Source organism: Bauldia sp. (assembly GCF_965232525.1).
Lineage (GTDB): Bacteria > Pseudomonadota > Alphaproteobacteria > Rhizobiales > Kaistiaceae > Bauldia.
On record NZ_OZ246980.1, the window covers coordinates 3,323,268 to 3,337,528 of the forward strand.

A 14,261-nucleotide genomic window follows, 5' to 3' on the forward strand; every position below is an offset into this window, starting at 1 on the left:
TCGTGCGGGTCCTTGTTATCGGCAACGCAGCGGTCGACGAAACGCTTGCCCTGGCGGACTGGCCGGCTCCCGGCGTTAGCGTGCTGGCTAGCCCCGGCGGCCACGATCTCGGCGGCAAAGGCGCCAACCAGGCAGCGATGCTGGCCCGCTGCGGCGTCCGCGTCGATTTGGTGACGGCGATCGGCAGTGACGATGCGGCAACTCGGATCCGCGAGTGCTTGGCGGTGGATGGGATTGCAACACCGCAGCTACGGCTGTGCGAGGGCCCGTCCGATCGCTCGGTGATTCTCGTCAGTCGCGACGGCGAGAACGCCATCGTAACGACGACCGATTGCGCGGATCGGATCGACCCCGGCGACGTCGATCGTGCGCTCACAGCCGACCACCATGCCCTGCTCGTGCAGGGCAATCTTTCGGAACGCGTCACTGAGCATGCACTTCGCAAGGCGAAGGCAAGGGGGCTGAAGACCGCGTTCAATCCCTCGCCCGTCCGCGCCAGTTTCTCCGGGCTGCTCCCGTTGGTCGACCTTCTTGTCGTGAATGCCCATGAGGCCCATGCCCTGTCCGGCGTCGCTGGCTCTCCTGACGCCGCCAGGGCACTGCTTGCGCGCGGCGCCAAAACGGCCGTGATCACGCTTGGGGCCGAAGGAGCCCTAAGCCACACGGAGGAGGGCGTCATCGATGTCCCGGCAAAGGCGGTCACGGTCCGCGACACCGCGGGCGCGGGCGACACCTTCGCCGGCGTTCTGGTGGCCGGCTGGCTGGAGCGCAGCAGGGTGACGGCCTCGGAACTCGAGCGCGCGACCTCGGCCGCCGCAATCACCGTTGGACGCCCGGGGACCCGATCGTCCTTCCCAACGCGCGACGAGTTGCGCGCCCTCGGCAGACCGTCTTCGGGCCCCCGGAGCACTCCGGATGGTAGGCCCGGCGCTCCGCCGGGCGAAGGCAAAAAGATGATCGATTCAGGGCCGCCGGCCAAGTTAGCCCCCTAACCCGCCGCCCATCCAAACACGTTGCGCCACAGCCGGGCATATCCTGGCCACTCGACGAAGCTCTGGGGCAACCAGTGTGGACCGATGTCCGACGTCCAGACCACGGATCGACCGGTCCCGTACGGGCCCGCCACTAGCAGAGGCGAGCCACCCTCCTCCATCGGCAGCCGTGCCAGAACTTCGATGCCCTCCCGATCCCGCACCTCCACCTCATTGGCGCCCAGAAGAGCCGGCCAGTCATCGCCAAGTCCGGCCAGAATCGGGTGGTCGGCCGGTCCCGTGACGTCCGCCGAGAAGCCTTCCGGAACCTCGATCCGGTCGTCATAGGGAAGACAGGTCACAGGCAGCGCGTCCTCAACCGGCGTCCGGCGCCAGCGGGCCCGTCCGTCGATGCCCTGGAACGACAGATAGCCGCCGATCATGACCAACCCGCCGCCAGCCTCCGTCCACGCCCTGATCAGCTTCAAGCGATTCGGGACCGTTTTGCCTGAAAGCCAAACGTCGGGATGAAGGAGCAGCGAGTTGGCTCCGATGTCGGACAGGACGACCACATCGTAAGTGTCAAGCTCCTCGAAGGTCATCGGAAAGCCCGTCACTGCCTCGTGGGCCGGCATATACCGAAGGTCGAACGGGCTGCCCTTCAACGCCTCGACCAGCGGTTCAGCGCCAAGATGAAAAGTCACACTGCCGAACTGATCGAAGCCCTTATAGTGCGTCGCTGCGCTCATCCAGCTTTCGCCGACCAGCAAGACACGCGTCATTCAGTCGCCTCCATCGCCTTGGGGATTTGAGTCAAAGACCGACCGGGGATTATCAACCATCAATCGATGGATCTGCGCATCCGTGAGTCCGTGCCGGGCGAGCCGCGGCAGGAAATGGCGAAGAATGTAGGCGTAACCGAAGCCGCCGTGTCGCGTCAGCATCATCTTCAGAAAGACGTCCTGCGACAGCAGCAGCCGGTCAAGATATCCCTTTTCGACCAGCCGGACGATGGCCCGCGCGTTGTCGTCATCCGACGGGCATTGCACTCCCTGGTCGGCGTACCAGTAATCCATGCCGATCATGTCGTATTCCAGGAACGCTCCCCGCTCGGCCAGGCTGTCCTGATATCCCGAGTCGTGACCGGAAGGGTTCATGTGGCACAGGACGGTATGCCGAAGGTTTGCGCCTTCCTCCTCGACGATGTCGAGCACCTGGTGAGCGTGCCGGAACCAGCCCGGCAAATGGACCATCAACGGCAACCCAGTGCGGACCTGAGCGCGCGCTGCGCCTCTCAACGATACGGTTTCGGCACTGGTGAATTCACCAGAGACGCCGATCTCGCCGATCAGGCCGATCCGGACCCCGGTGTCGCCTACGCCATCCCGCGCTTCTGTAACGATTTCGTCGGCGATCGTATCGGGTGACATCGAGGCGACATCGACGGGATGCGAACTCTCCAGGTAGTAGCCGGCCCCCATGACGAGGTTGAGCCCCGTTGCCCGTGCAATGCGGACCAGTGCTTCGGGATTGCGCCCGATGCCGCGGCACGTGGGATCGACCACCGAGCGCCCGCCAAGCGACACGAACGGCGCCAGTTCCGCGATCGTCGCCGCTTCGTCGTCAAGACTGCAGTTGTCGAGATTGACGAACGGGTCCATCCGAAGCTCGCCAAGAATCTCAATGCTCACCGCCCCGTCGGCAAGGTAGCGGCGGCTCTCTTCTGACGGCTCGTTCCACCAGCACCGGCAGTCGTTCAGAAGGTGCTCATGCATCAGCGTTACGCCCAGATCGGCCGACGGGATCGGACCGGTGACCGTCATGACCTGGCCGGAGCCGACATGGGCTGGAGATCGCTCGCTCATGCCCCACCTCTGACGCTGGGGCGGCGCGTTGTTGAAAGCCGGCTGAAGATACGGGTGTTGAGCCAGATCGCCAGGAGGATGATCGCGCCTGTGACGATCTGGGTGAAAAACGGCGAGACGTGCGCCAGGATCAGGCCGTTGCCGATAACCGCAATGGTCAGGGCGCCAAGCACGGTGCCGATCATCGTCCCGCGTCCGCCCATCAGCGATGTCCCACCAAGCACGACCGCGGCAATCACCTCCAGCTCGAAACCGACGGCCGCGTTTGACGAACCGGAGCCGAGACGGGCAGCGACAATCAGACCGGCGAGCGCGGCGGCAAGTCCGGACAGGACAAACACCGAGGCGGCGACCCGTTTGGAGGGCATGCCAACCCGACGCGCTGCTTCCGCATTCGAACCGATGGCAATGACCTGACGTCCGTATCGCGTCCAGTCGAGAACCACGAACCCGACGATGGCGACCAGAACCGCGATCAGCGCCGGGATCGGGATGCCGAGCAGCGACCCGCGACCGAGTTCCGTGAAAGTGCTCGGCGGTATCGGGATCGAGTACCCTTGCGTCAGCAGAAGGGCAAACCCGCGAAGCGCCGACAAGCCGGCGAGTGTCACGATAAACGACGGTATGCCCTGATACGCGACGAAGAAGCCCTGGAACGCGCCGATCAGCGCCCCCATCGCAAGGATCGCGACCACAACGAGAGGCCACGGTAGCCCTCCCTGCAGCGCGATTGCCGCGACCGCGTTGGTCAGCGCCAACGTCGAGCCGACCGACAGGTCGATGCCGCCGGTGGTTATGACCAGAGTCATGGCGATGGCGACAATCAGCATCGGCGCCGCCTGGCGGATGAGATTGAGAAGGTTGCCGGTACTGAGGAAGTGATCGGTAATGACCGTGAAGAGCAGGCAGCACGTGATAAAGAATGCCGCTATGGCGAGGACCTGCGCGTGGGCGGCGAGCGTGTCGCGAAGCCGGGAGCCCTCCGGCCTGCTGGAATAGGCGGTCTCAGCGGTCATGAGAGGCGATCCTCGCCGACGATCAGTCGAACCAGTTCCTCAAGGCTGGTCTTGTGAGTGTCTCGCTCGGCCACCTTCAGGCCCTCGTACATGACGGCAATACGGTCGCATACCCGAAACAAGTCTTGCAGCCGATGCGTGATGAGTATGACCGCGACCCCTTGCGATTTCACACGGTTGATAAGGTTCAGCACAGCCTCGACCTCGGCCACGGCAAGGGCAGAGGTCGGCTCGTCCATGATGAGAACACGCGGCGAGAATGCGGCTGCGCGCGCGATCGCAATTGACTGCCGCTGTCCCCCGGAGAGCTGAGCCACCATGGCCGCCAGGTTCGGGATCTTGATGCCTAGCGACTCGAGTATCCGTCGCGCTTCTCGCGCCATCGCCGCCTTGTCGAGAAAGCCACCGCGTGACAGCTCGCGCCCGAGGAAGAGATTGCCGGCGACGTCGATCGTGTCGCAAAGACTGAGGTCCTGATAGACCATTTCAATGGACCTGGCGCGCGCCTCAGCCGGCCCCGAGAACCGGACTGGTTCTCCGTCCATCTCAATGGAACCCGCGTCGGGAACGTACGTCCCGGACAGCACTTTCGTCAGCGTCGACTTGCCCGCGGCGTTGTCGCCGATCAGGCCGAGGCATTCTCCACCGAAGATATCGAGGTCGACGCCACGAAGCGCCTGAATCGATCCAAACGTCTTGACGATGCCCCGCAGGCTAACCCGCGGGACACCGGTCTCGCTCGTTGGCGCGGAGGCGACCGATGTCGCCTCCGCAGGAATCGCATTGGTCACTGGAACATCGACCGGAAGTCGTCGACATTCCCGGTCGTTACGATGGTGATCGGTACTTCGATCGCCGCGTCAACATCGCCACCCCCGGAGAGGGTCACGAGCGCGTCGACCGCCGCCGCGCCCATCCCGGCCGGATCCTGCTGGATGACCGCAACCAGATGGCCCGCGTCGATGGCGGCGATGGCCTGAGCGGTCAGATCCCAGCCGAACACCTTAACGTCACCTGTTCGGCCTTGGCTTTCGACCGCAGCAAGTGCGCCCAGCAACGCCGGCTCGCCGGTGGCGTAGATTGCCGTCATGTCCGGGTTGCCGGTCAGGAGGTTCTCCGCGGCCGCAAGAGCGTTGTCCTGGATGTTCCGGCCATCGACCACGCCAACGGTTTCGATGGTGTCGACCGCGTCGATCTTGTCCTCGAACCCCTTCTGACGAAGGTTCTGGATGGCCGAGTTGAGCGCACCGACAATGCCGATCTTGGCCCCACCGTCGCCGACATACTCGACGAAGTAGTCACCCATCATCCCGCCGGCGAGTTCGTTGTTGACGCCCACCTGAGACTTATGCGGTCCGTCGGGAAGAACCGCGTCCACCGCGACAACCGGAATGCCCGCTTCTACTGCCGCCATGACCGCTGGCATAACACCGTTGACGTCGATCGCAACGACGATGAGGCCGTCGACCTCCTGCTGGATGTAGGTCTCGATGGCGTTGTTCTGCGCCGCCGGATCATTGTTGGCGTTGAAGACGACGAGGTTGGCACCGGCGGCGTCAGCGGCGCTCTGAGCGCCCTCGTTCATCTGGTTGAAGAACAGCGCCTGCTGATTGATCTGAACAAGGGCGAAGGTCGGTTCGTCCTGGGCACTGACGGTCGCGCCGGCGGCGAGGTAAAGCGATGCCCCGCCCAACGCGGCAAGCGCCAGTCGACGACTAATGGGATGCATGCTGGTTTCTCCTCTGGTTGAGCCGGGTCCGCCCCGGCTTGTTTGCGGGCGTCGCGACGGACGCGCGCGCAATTAGGGTGCAGGCAAGGTGCTCCACGTCACTCGGCGGGGTCTCGCCGCGAGCCTGGCGAGCAACGATCTCCACACCCCGGCGGCCCATCTCGGCCACTGGCTGATGAATGGCCGTCAGGGGTGGATTGAACAGGTGAACCGGCTCGACGTCGTCGAAGGTTACGATGGAAAGGTCACCCGGCACGGTCAGGGACCGTTCGACCAGCACCTCCATAAGGCCGACCGCCATCCCGTCACTCGCGGCGATCACTGCAGTTGCGCCGCTGAGCTTGCCGAGCAGATTCTCCGCCGCGGCGCGACCCTGGGCGATCGAGTAGTCACCATAGGTCGCCGCAACGAGATCGGCGTCAGACCCGGCCTCCGACAGAGCCTTGCGGCATCCGGCCATTCGGTCCCGTGTGCTCATCATTTCGCGTGGGCCACCCAGAAACGCGATCCGCCGATGCCCCGCTTCGACCAGATGGGCAGTGGCCGCGTACCCTCCACCGAAGTTGTCGGAGAACACCTTTGGTACCTTCGTTCCCACGATATCCTCGTCGAGTAGCGCGATCCGAGGCTCCCCGCCGATCGCTTCGGCCAGTGAGCCGTCGTCGGGATGGTTCGTGATGAACAACAGGGCGTCCACGTGATTCCGACGGAGGCGTTCAAGATACTCGTGTTCGCGCCCGGCCCGGTTAAGGGTGGCGCAGAGCAAGACGCCAAGCCCGCGATCGTCCGCCGCCGCCTCGACTGACGCGGCGAGCTGGGCAAAGAACGGATTGGCGATGTCCGGAATAACCAGGCCGATCGTGTTGGATCGACCGAGACTGAGGCTCCGGGCGTGAGGATTCGGGCGGTAGCCCAACGTCTTGATGGCAGTGTCGATCCGGCTCGCGGTCTCATCCGGCAGGTTCAACGAACCATTCAGATACCGCGACACGCTCGTCACGGATACGCCGGCCGCTTCGGCGACATCGCGCAACCTGGCAACGGCGCGTCGATCGCTCATCCCGGTAAACCGTTTCACTAAACCGCTTTACCATCCTATCAGGAGCGATTCGATGATCAAGGCTCATTGTTGGGCAGGCCTGCCTAGGTTCCAGCCACTTCAGAGCCGGAGTGTCGAGCCGGCCCGGTGAGTATCGTGAATGGGAGGGCTGTGATCCTCTGCGCCGTTTTGCTCGCGCCGATCGACCCAGTCATTTGGGAAAGCCGCCTGACAATGCTGTGCTCGGTGTTCAGCCGGGGGCGCTTGTCGAAAGCGCGATGGCTACCCAGCGCGCCTCAGGCCCGAAGCTGTCGAAACATGGCGGACCGCCCGCTACTGCGTTTCCCTTGCCCGTTCCGGTTGTAGTCACATCCCAGGCAAATTCGTTTCGGCCATAACTGTGCCGGTGCTAGCCTTTTCCGCGACCCCGGTGAGCCGGGGCGTGGCCCATCGCGCAATTGGACGGACCGGAATGACTGGGATAGACGCGAACTCTTCGCTCCATATCGGCCAGCGGCTGCTTGCCGCCTATGACAGCATGCCACGCGGCGAGAGGCGACTCGCCGACCTTCTCCTCGAGGATGTCGGCATCTTGCGGGTTTCGACGGCCGGCGAGCTCGCCGAACGGGCCGGGGTATCGAAGGCAACGGCGGCCCGGCTATTCCGCCGGCTTGGCTACTCCGGCTACAAGGCGGCACAACGCGAAATCCGCGAAGGCGGGGTGCAGCCGCTTGGCGTACCGGCCGATGTACTCGGCACGTCCGCCATCCCACATCCTGGCGCTTATCTGGAATCGGAGGTCAAAAACCTCGTTCGCACGTTCGAATTCCTCCGGCCAGACGAGATCAATCAGGCGGTGCAACTCCTCCGCTACGCCGAAAAGCCATGGGTCATCGGATTCGGTGGCGATTATCCGCTTGCCCATTTTGCCCGGGCTATGCTGATCAAGCTTCGACCCGACATTCGTATGATTCCGATCGTTGGTTTCCCGATCCCTGAGGAGTTCGCGTCGATTTCGTCAAGCGACACCGTGCTCGCCTTCGGCCTCACCCGGCGCTCCCAGGCGCTGCGCAACATCCTCGGCTTTGCCGCCCGCACCGGCACCAAGATTATCCTCGTGACCGACCGGCTTGGCGCTGGTGACAAGAGCGCCTCAACATTGATCCTGCGAGTGCACTCAAGCGGGCCGACGCTGTTCGACTCGATGACCGCCGCAGTCAGCCTGATCACCTATCTCTGCGCCCGCCTTGCTGCCGGTATCGGCGATCCCGCCGTGAGCCGTCTGCGTGTGATCGAGGAAATTCACGCCGAGTGGGACGAGGACGAAGGCATGGTGGATAAGTAACGCATTTCGTTTCAAAATTGACTCTTGGAGTCGCTCTTCTTAGAGAAAATCACTCATTTATGAAACTTAATCGTGCGAAAATGAAAAATTGTTGTCAGCCGTGATTTGCTTTGTCAGTCTTCCTCATCCGGATGACCCGCTATACGCGGTGACCGGCTGAAACCACGGAGGACTATCATGAGCGGATGGAAATTGGGGTTGGGTCGTTCGGTACTGGTCGGGGCCTTCGCCCTGTGCACCGGTGCCGCGGCCGCCGAGGAACTGGTCTGGGCTCGCTACGGCGATATCGACTCGCTCGACCCGCACCGTGCAACCAGCACCCTTTCAATGCAGGTCTGGGACCAGATCTACGACACGTTGCTTGCCTTCGACATGGACGGCAAGGCTCAGCCGAACATGGCCGAGTCATGGGAGGTGAGCGACGATGGGCTGAGCTACACCTTCAAGCTGCATGACGGAATCATGTGCCATGACGACACGCCGTTCGACGCCAACGATGTGAAGTTCACCATCGACCGTGCATTTGGCGATAGTCCGAGCCTTACTAGGACAAGTTGGGGGCCGATCGAGAGCGTCGAGGTAATCGACCCGCTGACCTTTGAAGTGTCTATGTCGAGCAAGTTCGGCGCCTTTCTCCCGTTCCTCGCGGACAGCTTCTCGTCCATGGTCTGTGATAGCAACACCGCCGAAACGTTCGGCTCCTCGACCGGCATCGGCACCGGGCCCTTCAAGCTTGTCGAGTGGGTCAAAGGCGACGAGGTCGTCCTGGATGCGAATCCGGACTTTAGGAATCTCGGCAAGCCGGTCGACAACGAAGGCCCGCCTCACATCGATCGCCTGATCGTGCGCACCGTACCTGAGGCGCAGACCCGCCTGGCCGCGCTCCGGACCGGTGAAGTCGATATCGCGGAGCCGCCATTCGACGATATCCCCGCGATCGAAGACTCCGGCGAGCTCGACATTGTCGTCGCCGACAACACCGGGCAGAACGTCTTCTGGGAGTTCACCATCTCGCGTCCGCCATTTGACGACATTCGGGCTCGTCAGGCGGTGGCCTATGCGACGGATCCGCAAATGGCGATCGACATTATTTACGGCGGGCTAAGCCAGCGCGAGTGGTGCCCGATCGCTCGCGGCGTGTTCGGCAACGATCAAGAGTTCTGCAAGCAGTTCGGCTATCCCTACGACCCGGAGAAGGCCACGGAACTTCTGACCGAGCTCGGCTACGGCCCCGACAACCCGCTTGAGACGACGATGTTCGTGTGGACAGGCGGCAACCGGCACAAGCTCGCCGAGATTTTCCAGGCGCAGCTCGCCGAGGTTGGCATCCAGGCGTCGATCGAGATTATGGACATCGGCACCATGAATGCCCGGGTCAAAGAGCAGAACGAGAGCCCCGACGACCCGTCCCCCGGTACCTTCGACATGATGACCTGGGGTTGGTACGATCCGGACATTCTCTATGCTTTGTGGCACTCTCCGGGTGCCTATTCCGGCTTCCAGACCCCCGAGCTCGACGCGATGCTGGAGAAGACTCGCACCACCATCGACGAGGAGGAGCGGCTCGTCGCCGTCCAGGACGTCATCAAGTACCTGATGGAGAATGCCGCCCATATCGGTCTTTATACGCCGGGATGGGAATGGGTGTTCGCGGTGCGTCCCGAGGTCGAAGGCTTCAAGGTTGGGCCGTTCCTGCATCCGATCTTCCTCGATGTACAGATGACCACCGGTTAGCGATCAGCACCCCCGGCGCGCGGGCGGGTCTTGCGCGCCGGATCGACTTGAGGGGTACCGCGTGGCGCGTTTCATCGCTCAAAGGCTGATGGCTGCGGTGGTGACCATCTGGATCGCCACCGTTGCCGTCACGTTGCTGGTTCACGTGGTGCCAGGTGATCCCGTGCGGATCATGTATGGCAGCTTCCAAACCACCCCTGAGGAGCTCGACGAGATCCGCGTCCGGCTTGGCCTCGACCAACCCGTTTGGAAACAATATCTGCTCTACTTGGGTCGCTTGGCTCACGGCGACCTCGGGCGCTCCATCGTCGGTGATCAGCCGGTGCTCGACGTCCTGATGAGTCGATTCCCTGCGACGCTGGCACTGACGGTCGCCAGCCTGTTCATCGCAATCGTTGTTGGCATGACGCTCGGCTTTTTCGCCGCTTACAAGCGCGGTACATGGATCGACGTCGGCGCTATGATTGTCGCCATTGTCGGGGTCTCCATGCCGCATTTCTGGCTGGGACTGCTGCTGCTCTTCCTCTTCTCTCTGACACTGCAGTGGCTTCCGGTGGCCGGCGGCGGTTGGGCCAGCCTCATACTCCCGGCAATGACGCTCGGCCTGGCTAATGCTGCGGTTCTGGCACGGATGACCCGCTCTGCGATGATCGACATCTTCGACCAGGACTTCGTCCGAACCGCCCGCGCCAAGGGATTACCAAAGGCGCTGGTGCTCTACCGCCATGCCTTGCGCTCAGGCCTGGTTCCGATCGTGGCGATGCTTGGCCTCCTGTTCGCCTACCTGATGGGCGGCGCTATCGTGGTCGAGAACGTCTTTGCCTGGAACGGCGTCGGTCGGCTCGCCATCGAAGCGGTGTTCGCCCGCGACTACCCCCTGATACAGGGCTTCATCCTGTTCTTCGCCACCGTGGTCGCGCTGGCTTCGGTAGTCGTCGACATCGCCTACGGCTTCCTCGATCCGCGCATCCGGTACTCATGATGACCGCGGAGACGACGGAAACCGACGCGAACGATACCCGAGCCGAAACGCCTGTTCGGCGAGGCGTCTTCTTCCGCGCTCTGCTATCCAGTCCCAGCGGTGCGATTGGGCTGGCCGTTGTGGGATTGCTGGTCTTCGCCGCCGCGACCGCGCCCTGGCTGGCGCCGTTCGACCCGCTGAAGATGGCGGCGGGCCCGCGGTTGCAGCCGCCGTCCATGGCCCACTGGATGGGCACCGACGATTTCGGCCGGGATGTATTCAGTCGCATCCTCTACGGAGCGCAATTGACGCTGCAAATCGGGGTCATCGCGGTGGGCATCTCGCTGACCTCGGGATTGCTGCTCGGGCTGGTCGCCGGCTACGCGTCCGGATGGACGGAGCGGATCCTGATGCGATTGGTTGATGTCCTCTTCTCCTTCACGGAGATCGTCATAGCCCTGGCCTGCCTTGCCATCTTCGGCGTCGGCCTTACCAACGCGATGATCGCCATCGGCATCGCCTCGATACCGTTCTATGCGCGGGTGACGCACTCGGTCGTGCTGGTGGAGAAGAACAAGCCGTATTTCGAAAGTGCGGTGTCCGCCGGCGCTGGACACGGACGTCTCATCTTCCTGCACCTGATTCCCAACGTTGTGCCGACCTTGATCGTCGTTGGCACCCTCGGCATCTCGACCGCGGTGTTGGCCGCGGCCGGTCTCTCCTTCCTCGGTCTCGGCGCCCAACCGCCGCAGCCCGAGTGGGGCTTCATGCTGTCGGCGAGCCGCGATCTGATCAATCGCGCTCCGTGGATGATGATCTTTCCGGGTGTCGCCATCGCGGTGACGGTGCTCGGTTTCAACCTGCTTGGCGACGGCGCGCGCGAGGCTCTCGACCCACGGCAGAGGGCGCGATGACCGGCCCGGTGCTCTCGGTCGAGAAACTCACCGTCGCCTTCGGCAAGAACGCCGCGCGCAGCGTTGCCGTACGCGACTTTTCCTACACGCTGAATCGCGGCGAGACCCTGGCGATCGTCGGCGAAAGTGGCTCGGGCAAGAGCGTGTCGAGCCTCGCCCTGCTTGGTCTCCTGCCGCCGCGTGGTGTCACGATCGAGAGCGGGCGCGCAATATTCGAGGATCGCGATCTCCTCGCTCTGCCCGAGGCGGACCAGCGCGCCATCCGCGGCAACCGCATAACCATGATTTTCCAGGAACCGATGACCTCGCTGACACCGGTCTTGCGTATCGGGCTGCAGCTCACCGAAGCCCTGGTCGAGCACAAGAAGATGACCCAGCGCCAGGCCGACGCGCGCGCAAGGGAAATGCTGGCGCTGGTCGGGCTCGACCGCGTGGACCACCGCATGCGGCAGTTTCCGCATGAGCTCTCCGGCGGTATGCGTCAGCGGGTTATGATCGCCATGGCCATGGCGGCGGATCCGGCGATCCTCATCGCCGACGAACCGACCACCGCGCTCGACGTTACCGTCCAGGCCCAGATCCTCGATCTGATGCGCCAGCTAAAAGACGAGTTCTCGACCTCGATCATCCTCATCACCCACGACATGGGCGTGGTCGCGGAGATGGCCGACCGCGTCGTCGTAATGAATCGCGGCGAAAAGGTCGAGGAGAACACCGTTCGGGAGTTGTTCTCCGCGCCGAAGGCCCCATACACGCGGCGCCTTCTGGAGGCGGTTCCGCGACTCGGCTCGCTTGCCGCAACCGTCGTGCCGAGAACCGTTGTCGCGGACTCTGCACCGGTGGGGGCGCCGCTTCTGCGCGCCGAGGGCCTCTGCAAGACCTTCCATGGCCGCGGTTTCCTTTTGGGTCGGGGAAAGGTCGCCGCCGCGGCGATGCGTGATGTCGGTTTTCAACTCGCCGAGGGCGAGACGCTGGCGCTTGTCGGCGAATCGGGGTCCGGCAAATCGACAACGGGTCGTGCGGTCCTGCGTCTGCTCGAGGTGGACGAAGGACGCATCGAGATTGGTGGCAACGACATCCGCCGTCTGTCGACCCGCGCCCTGCGCAAAGCACGGCGGCAGATGCAGATGATATTCCAGGATCCGTTCGCGGCGCTCAATCCGAGGAAGAGCGCTGGCTGGCTAGTGGAGGAGCCGATGAAGATCCATGAAGTCGCCGTCGGCTCCGAACTCACGGATAGGACGGAGGCGCTCTTTCGGCGCGTCGGCTTGACGCCAGACCAGATGAGCCGCTTCCCACACGAGTTCTCCGGCGGTCAACGACAGCGCCTGTGCATTGCGCGCGCCCTCGGCGTCGGACCGAAGCTGATCGTCGCGGATGAGCCGACATCGGCGCTGGATGTCAGCGTTCAGGCGCAGGTTCTGGAACTCATGCTCGAGCTGCAGCAGAGCCTCGGCCTCGCCTATCTCTTTATCAGCCATGACATGGCGGTGGTGGAGCAAGTCGCGCATCGTGTCGCCGTGATGCGCCAAGGACAGATCTTGGAGATCGGTGCTCGGCAGGACGTTCTCAATCAGCCCCGCCATCCTTACACGCAGGCACTGCTTGCGGCCGTGCCGGTGCCGGACCCGTCGCGCAAGCGCCTACCTCCTCCAGACATCGACCCGGCTACTCTTCCCGTCGGCCCGCTGGCGGAAGTGGCGCCTGGACACATGGTGGCGCAATGACGATTGGTATCGCTATCTCGGGACCTTCGGCGGGACTGGCGGCGTTTCAGGCGTTGCGTGCAGTCGATTCGGTCGGTCGCGGTGCGATCGGTGGGTTTGTCAGCTTGACCGTAGTCGATGCGAACGGTGAGCTGGCGTTTGAAGGCGCGCAGCGCGGTGGCGCCTCAGGGCTATGCGGCGGTGCCGGCTTGCCGCGCCGCCTGGCCGAGGCGCCGTTGGCAGCTCTGATGTCGTCGGGTCCGGACCGGCCGGAGCCGCTGAGTCAGTTTGCGGTCGGCGACCCGCGAGCCGGCCTGCTCACCGGCCATCGTTTTCCCAACATGCCGTGCGCCGGTGGCAGGTCGCTCTACGAAGTCGCGCTCGACTGCCTTGATGCCGGCGCATCTCCGGAAGAGGCGGTTGCCGAAGCGCTGGCGCTCGACCCGACCGCGGACGCCGGTCTCATCGCGATGAATGTCGCCGGCGACATCGCGCTCGGAAACACCGAGGCCGTGGCGCAGCGTGACGATATTGGCGAGGCACTGACAAAGGACGAGCAGAGCGGCCTCAGGATCGGTGTACTGCACAATTCGGTTTTCCCGCATCGGGCGCTTGCCGCACTCGCCGTGTCGGCCGCCATTGACGCGGTCGCACCCGGCGACCGGATTGACGGCGAAGCGTCGGTGATCGGCTTGCCGCTGAAGCAAGGCGACTACCGTCATCTTGTCGTCGACGACACGGGGAAACCTCTTGCGATCATCGTGCCCGACGAAGGCTGCTTCGACAAGCACTGGGAAGGGGCGGCCGTTCGACGTGGCGATCCAGTGCATGTCAACGGCGCTGCGGTCGGTTACGTGACCTACGAGGTCTACACCGTGGCGCACGACGGTCACATCGTTGGCGGCCGCGGCGGTGAGCGCGTCGGCTGGCGTATGGACCGCAAGGCTCGGACTCCTCGAGCCAACTTAGAGGCCGAGTGAC

The 14,261-nt window shown here is 63.6% G+C and carries 13 protein-coding genes; 7 read left to right on the forward strand and 6 right to left on the reverse strand.

Annotation, left to right across the window (positions count from 1 at the left end; all coding sequences use genetic code 11):
• Nucleotides 1-2 precede the first annotated feature (2 nt).
• The gene (locus ACO076_RS15705; RefSeq protein WP_421723776.1) at nucleotides 3-992 is read left to right on the forward strand and encodes a PfkB family carbohydrate kinase; all 990 of its coding nucleotides are present in this window, start codon (nucleotides 3-5) and stop codon (nucleotides 990-992) included.
• On the opposite strand, the gene ACO076_RS15710 is transcribed toward ACO076_RS15705, so the two are convergent.
• The 6 genes from ACO076_RS15710 to ACO076_RS15735 are packed head-to-tail and all read right to left on the reverse strand — an operon-like array spanning nucleotide 989 to nucleotide 6,641.
• A complete protein-coding gene (locus ACO076_RS15710; protein WP_421723777.1) occupies nucleotides 989-1,753 on the reverse strand; it encodes a glutamine amidotransferase in 765 nt (254 codons plus the stop codon). The genes ACO076_RS15705 and ACO076_RS15710 overlap by 4 nt on opposite strands.
• Nucleotides 1,754-2,836, reverse strand: coding sequence for a phosphotriesterase family protein (locus tag ACO076_RS15715; RefSeq protein WP_421723778.1), 1,083 nt, complete (start codon nucleotides 2,834-2,836; stop codon nucleotides 1,754-1,756). It abuts the gene before it with no gap.
• Nucleotides 2,833-3,852 (reverse strand): ABC transporter permease, encoded by a 1,020-nt coding sequence (locus tag ACO076_RS15720; protein ID WP_421723779.1) that lies wholly within the window; start codon nucleotides 3,850-3,852, stop codon nucleotides 2,833-2,835. The genes ACO076_RS15715 and ACO076_RS15720 overlap by 4 nt, the downstream gene beginning before the upstream one ends.
• On the reverse strand, nucleotides 3,849-4,631 hold the full coding sequence (locus ACO076_RS15725; protein WP_421726747.1) for an ATP-binding cassette domain-containing protein: 783 nt from the start codon (nucleotides 4,629-4,631) through the stop codon (nucleotides 3,849-3,851). The genes ACO076_RS15720 and ACO076_RS15725 overlap by 4 nt, the downstream gene beginning before the upstream one ends.
• An 8-nt stretch (nucleotides 4,632-4,639) precedes the next feature.
• Nucleotides 4,640-5,581, reverse strand: coding sequence for a substrate-binding domain-containing protein (locus ACO076_RS15730; RefSeq protein ID WP_421723780.1), 942 nt, complete (start codon nucleotides 5,579-5,581; stop codon nucleotides 4,640-4,642).
• On the reverse strand, nucleotides 5,568-6,641 hold the full coding sequence (locus tag ACO076_RS15735; RefSeq protein WP_421723781.1) for a LacI family DNA-binding transcriptional regulator: 1,074 nt from the start codon (nucleotides 6,639-6,641) through the stop codon (nucleotides 5,568-5,570). The genes ACO076_RS15730 and ACO076_RS15735 overlap by 14 nt, the downstream gene beginning before the upstream one ends.
• A 451-nt stretch (nucleotides 6,642-7,092) precedes the next feature.
• Here ACO076_RS15735 and ACO076_RS15740 point away from each other — a divergent pair, with 451 nt between their 5' ends.
• From ACO076_RS15740 to ACO076_RS15765, 6 genes are all read left to right on the forward strand, one after another.
• Nucleotides 7,093-7,965 carry a MurR/RpiR family transcriptional regulator gene (locus ACO076_RS15740; protein ID WP_421723782.1) on the forward strand — a complete coding sequence of 291 codons (873 nt, stop codon included), beginning with the start codon at nucleotides 7,093-7,095 and terminating at the stop codon, nucleotides 7,963-7,965.
• A gap of 177 nt (nucleotides 7,966-8,142) precedes the next feature.
• Entirely contained in the window at nucleotides 8,143-9,699 is a 1,557-nt protein-coding gene (locus ACO076_RS15745; protein ID WP_421723783.1) for an ABC transporter substrate-binding protein, read from the forward strand.
• A gap of 61 nt (nucleotides 9,700-9,760) precedes the next feature.
• Nucleotides 9,761-10,681: an ABC transporter permease gene (locus ACO076_RS15750; RefSeq protein WP_421723784.1), complete on the forward strand. Its 921-nt coding sequence runs from the start codon at nucleotides 9,761-9,763 to the stop codon at nucleotides 10,679-10,681.
• Complete coding sequence (gene nikC, locus ACO076_RS15755; RefSeq protein WP_421723785.1) at nucleotides 10,681-11,574, forward strand: nickel transporter permease; 894 nt, start codon at nucleotides 10,681-10,683, stop codon at nucleotides 11,572-11,574. The genes ACO076_RS15750 and nikC overlap by 1 nt, the downstream gene beginning before the upstream one ends.
• Complete coding sequence (locus tag ACO076_RS15760; protein ID WP_421723786.1) at nucleotides 11,571-13,301, forward strand: ABC transporter ATP-binding protein; 1,731 nt, start codon at nucleotides 11,571-11,573, stop codon at nucleotides 13,299-13,301. Before nikC ends, ACO076_RS15760 begins: the two co-directional genes overlap by 4 nt.
• Nucleotides 13,298-14,260 carry a DUF6963 family protein gene (locus ACO076_RS15765; protein ID WP_421723787.1) on the forward strand — a complete coding sequence of 321 codons (963 nt, stop codon included), beginning with the start codon at nucleotides 13,298-13,300 and terminating at the stop codon, nucleotides 14,258-14,260. Before ACO076_RS15760 ends, ACO076_RS15765 begins: the two co-directional genes overlap by 4 nt.
• The last annotated feature ends 1 nt before the right edge of the window (nucleotide 14,261 follow it).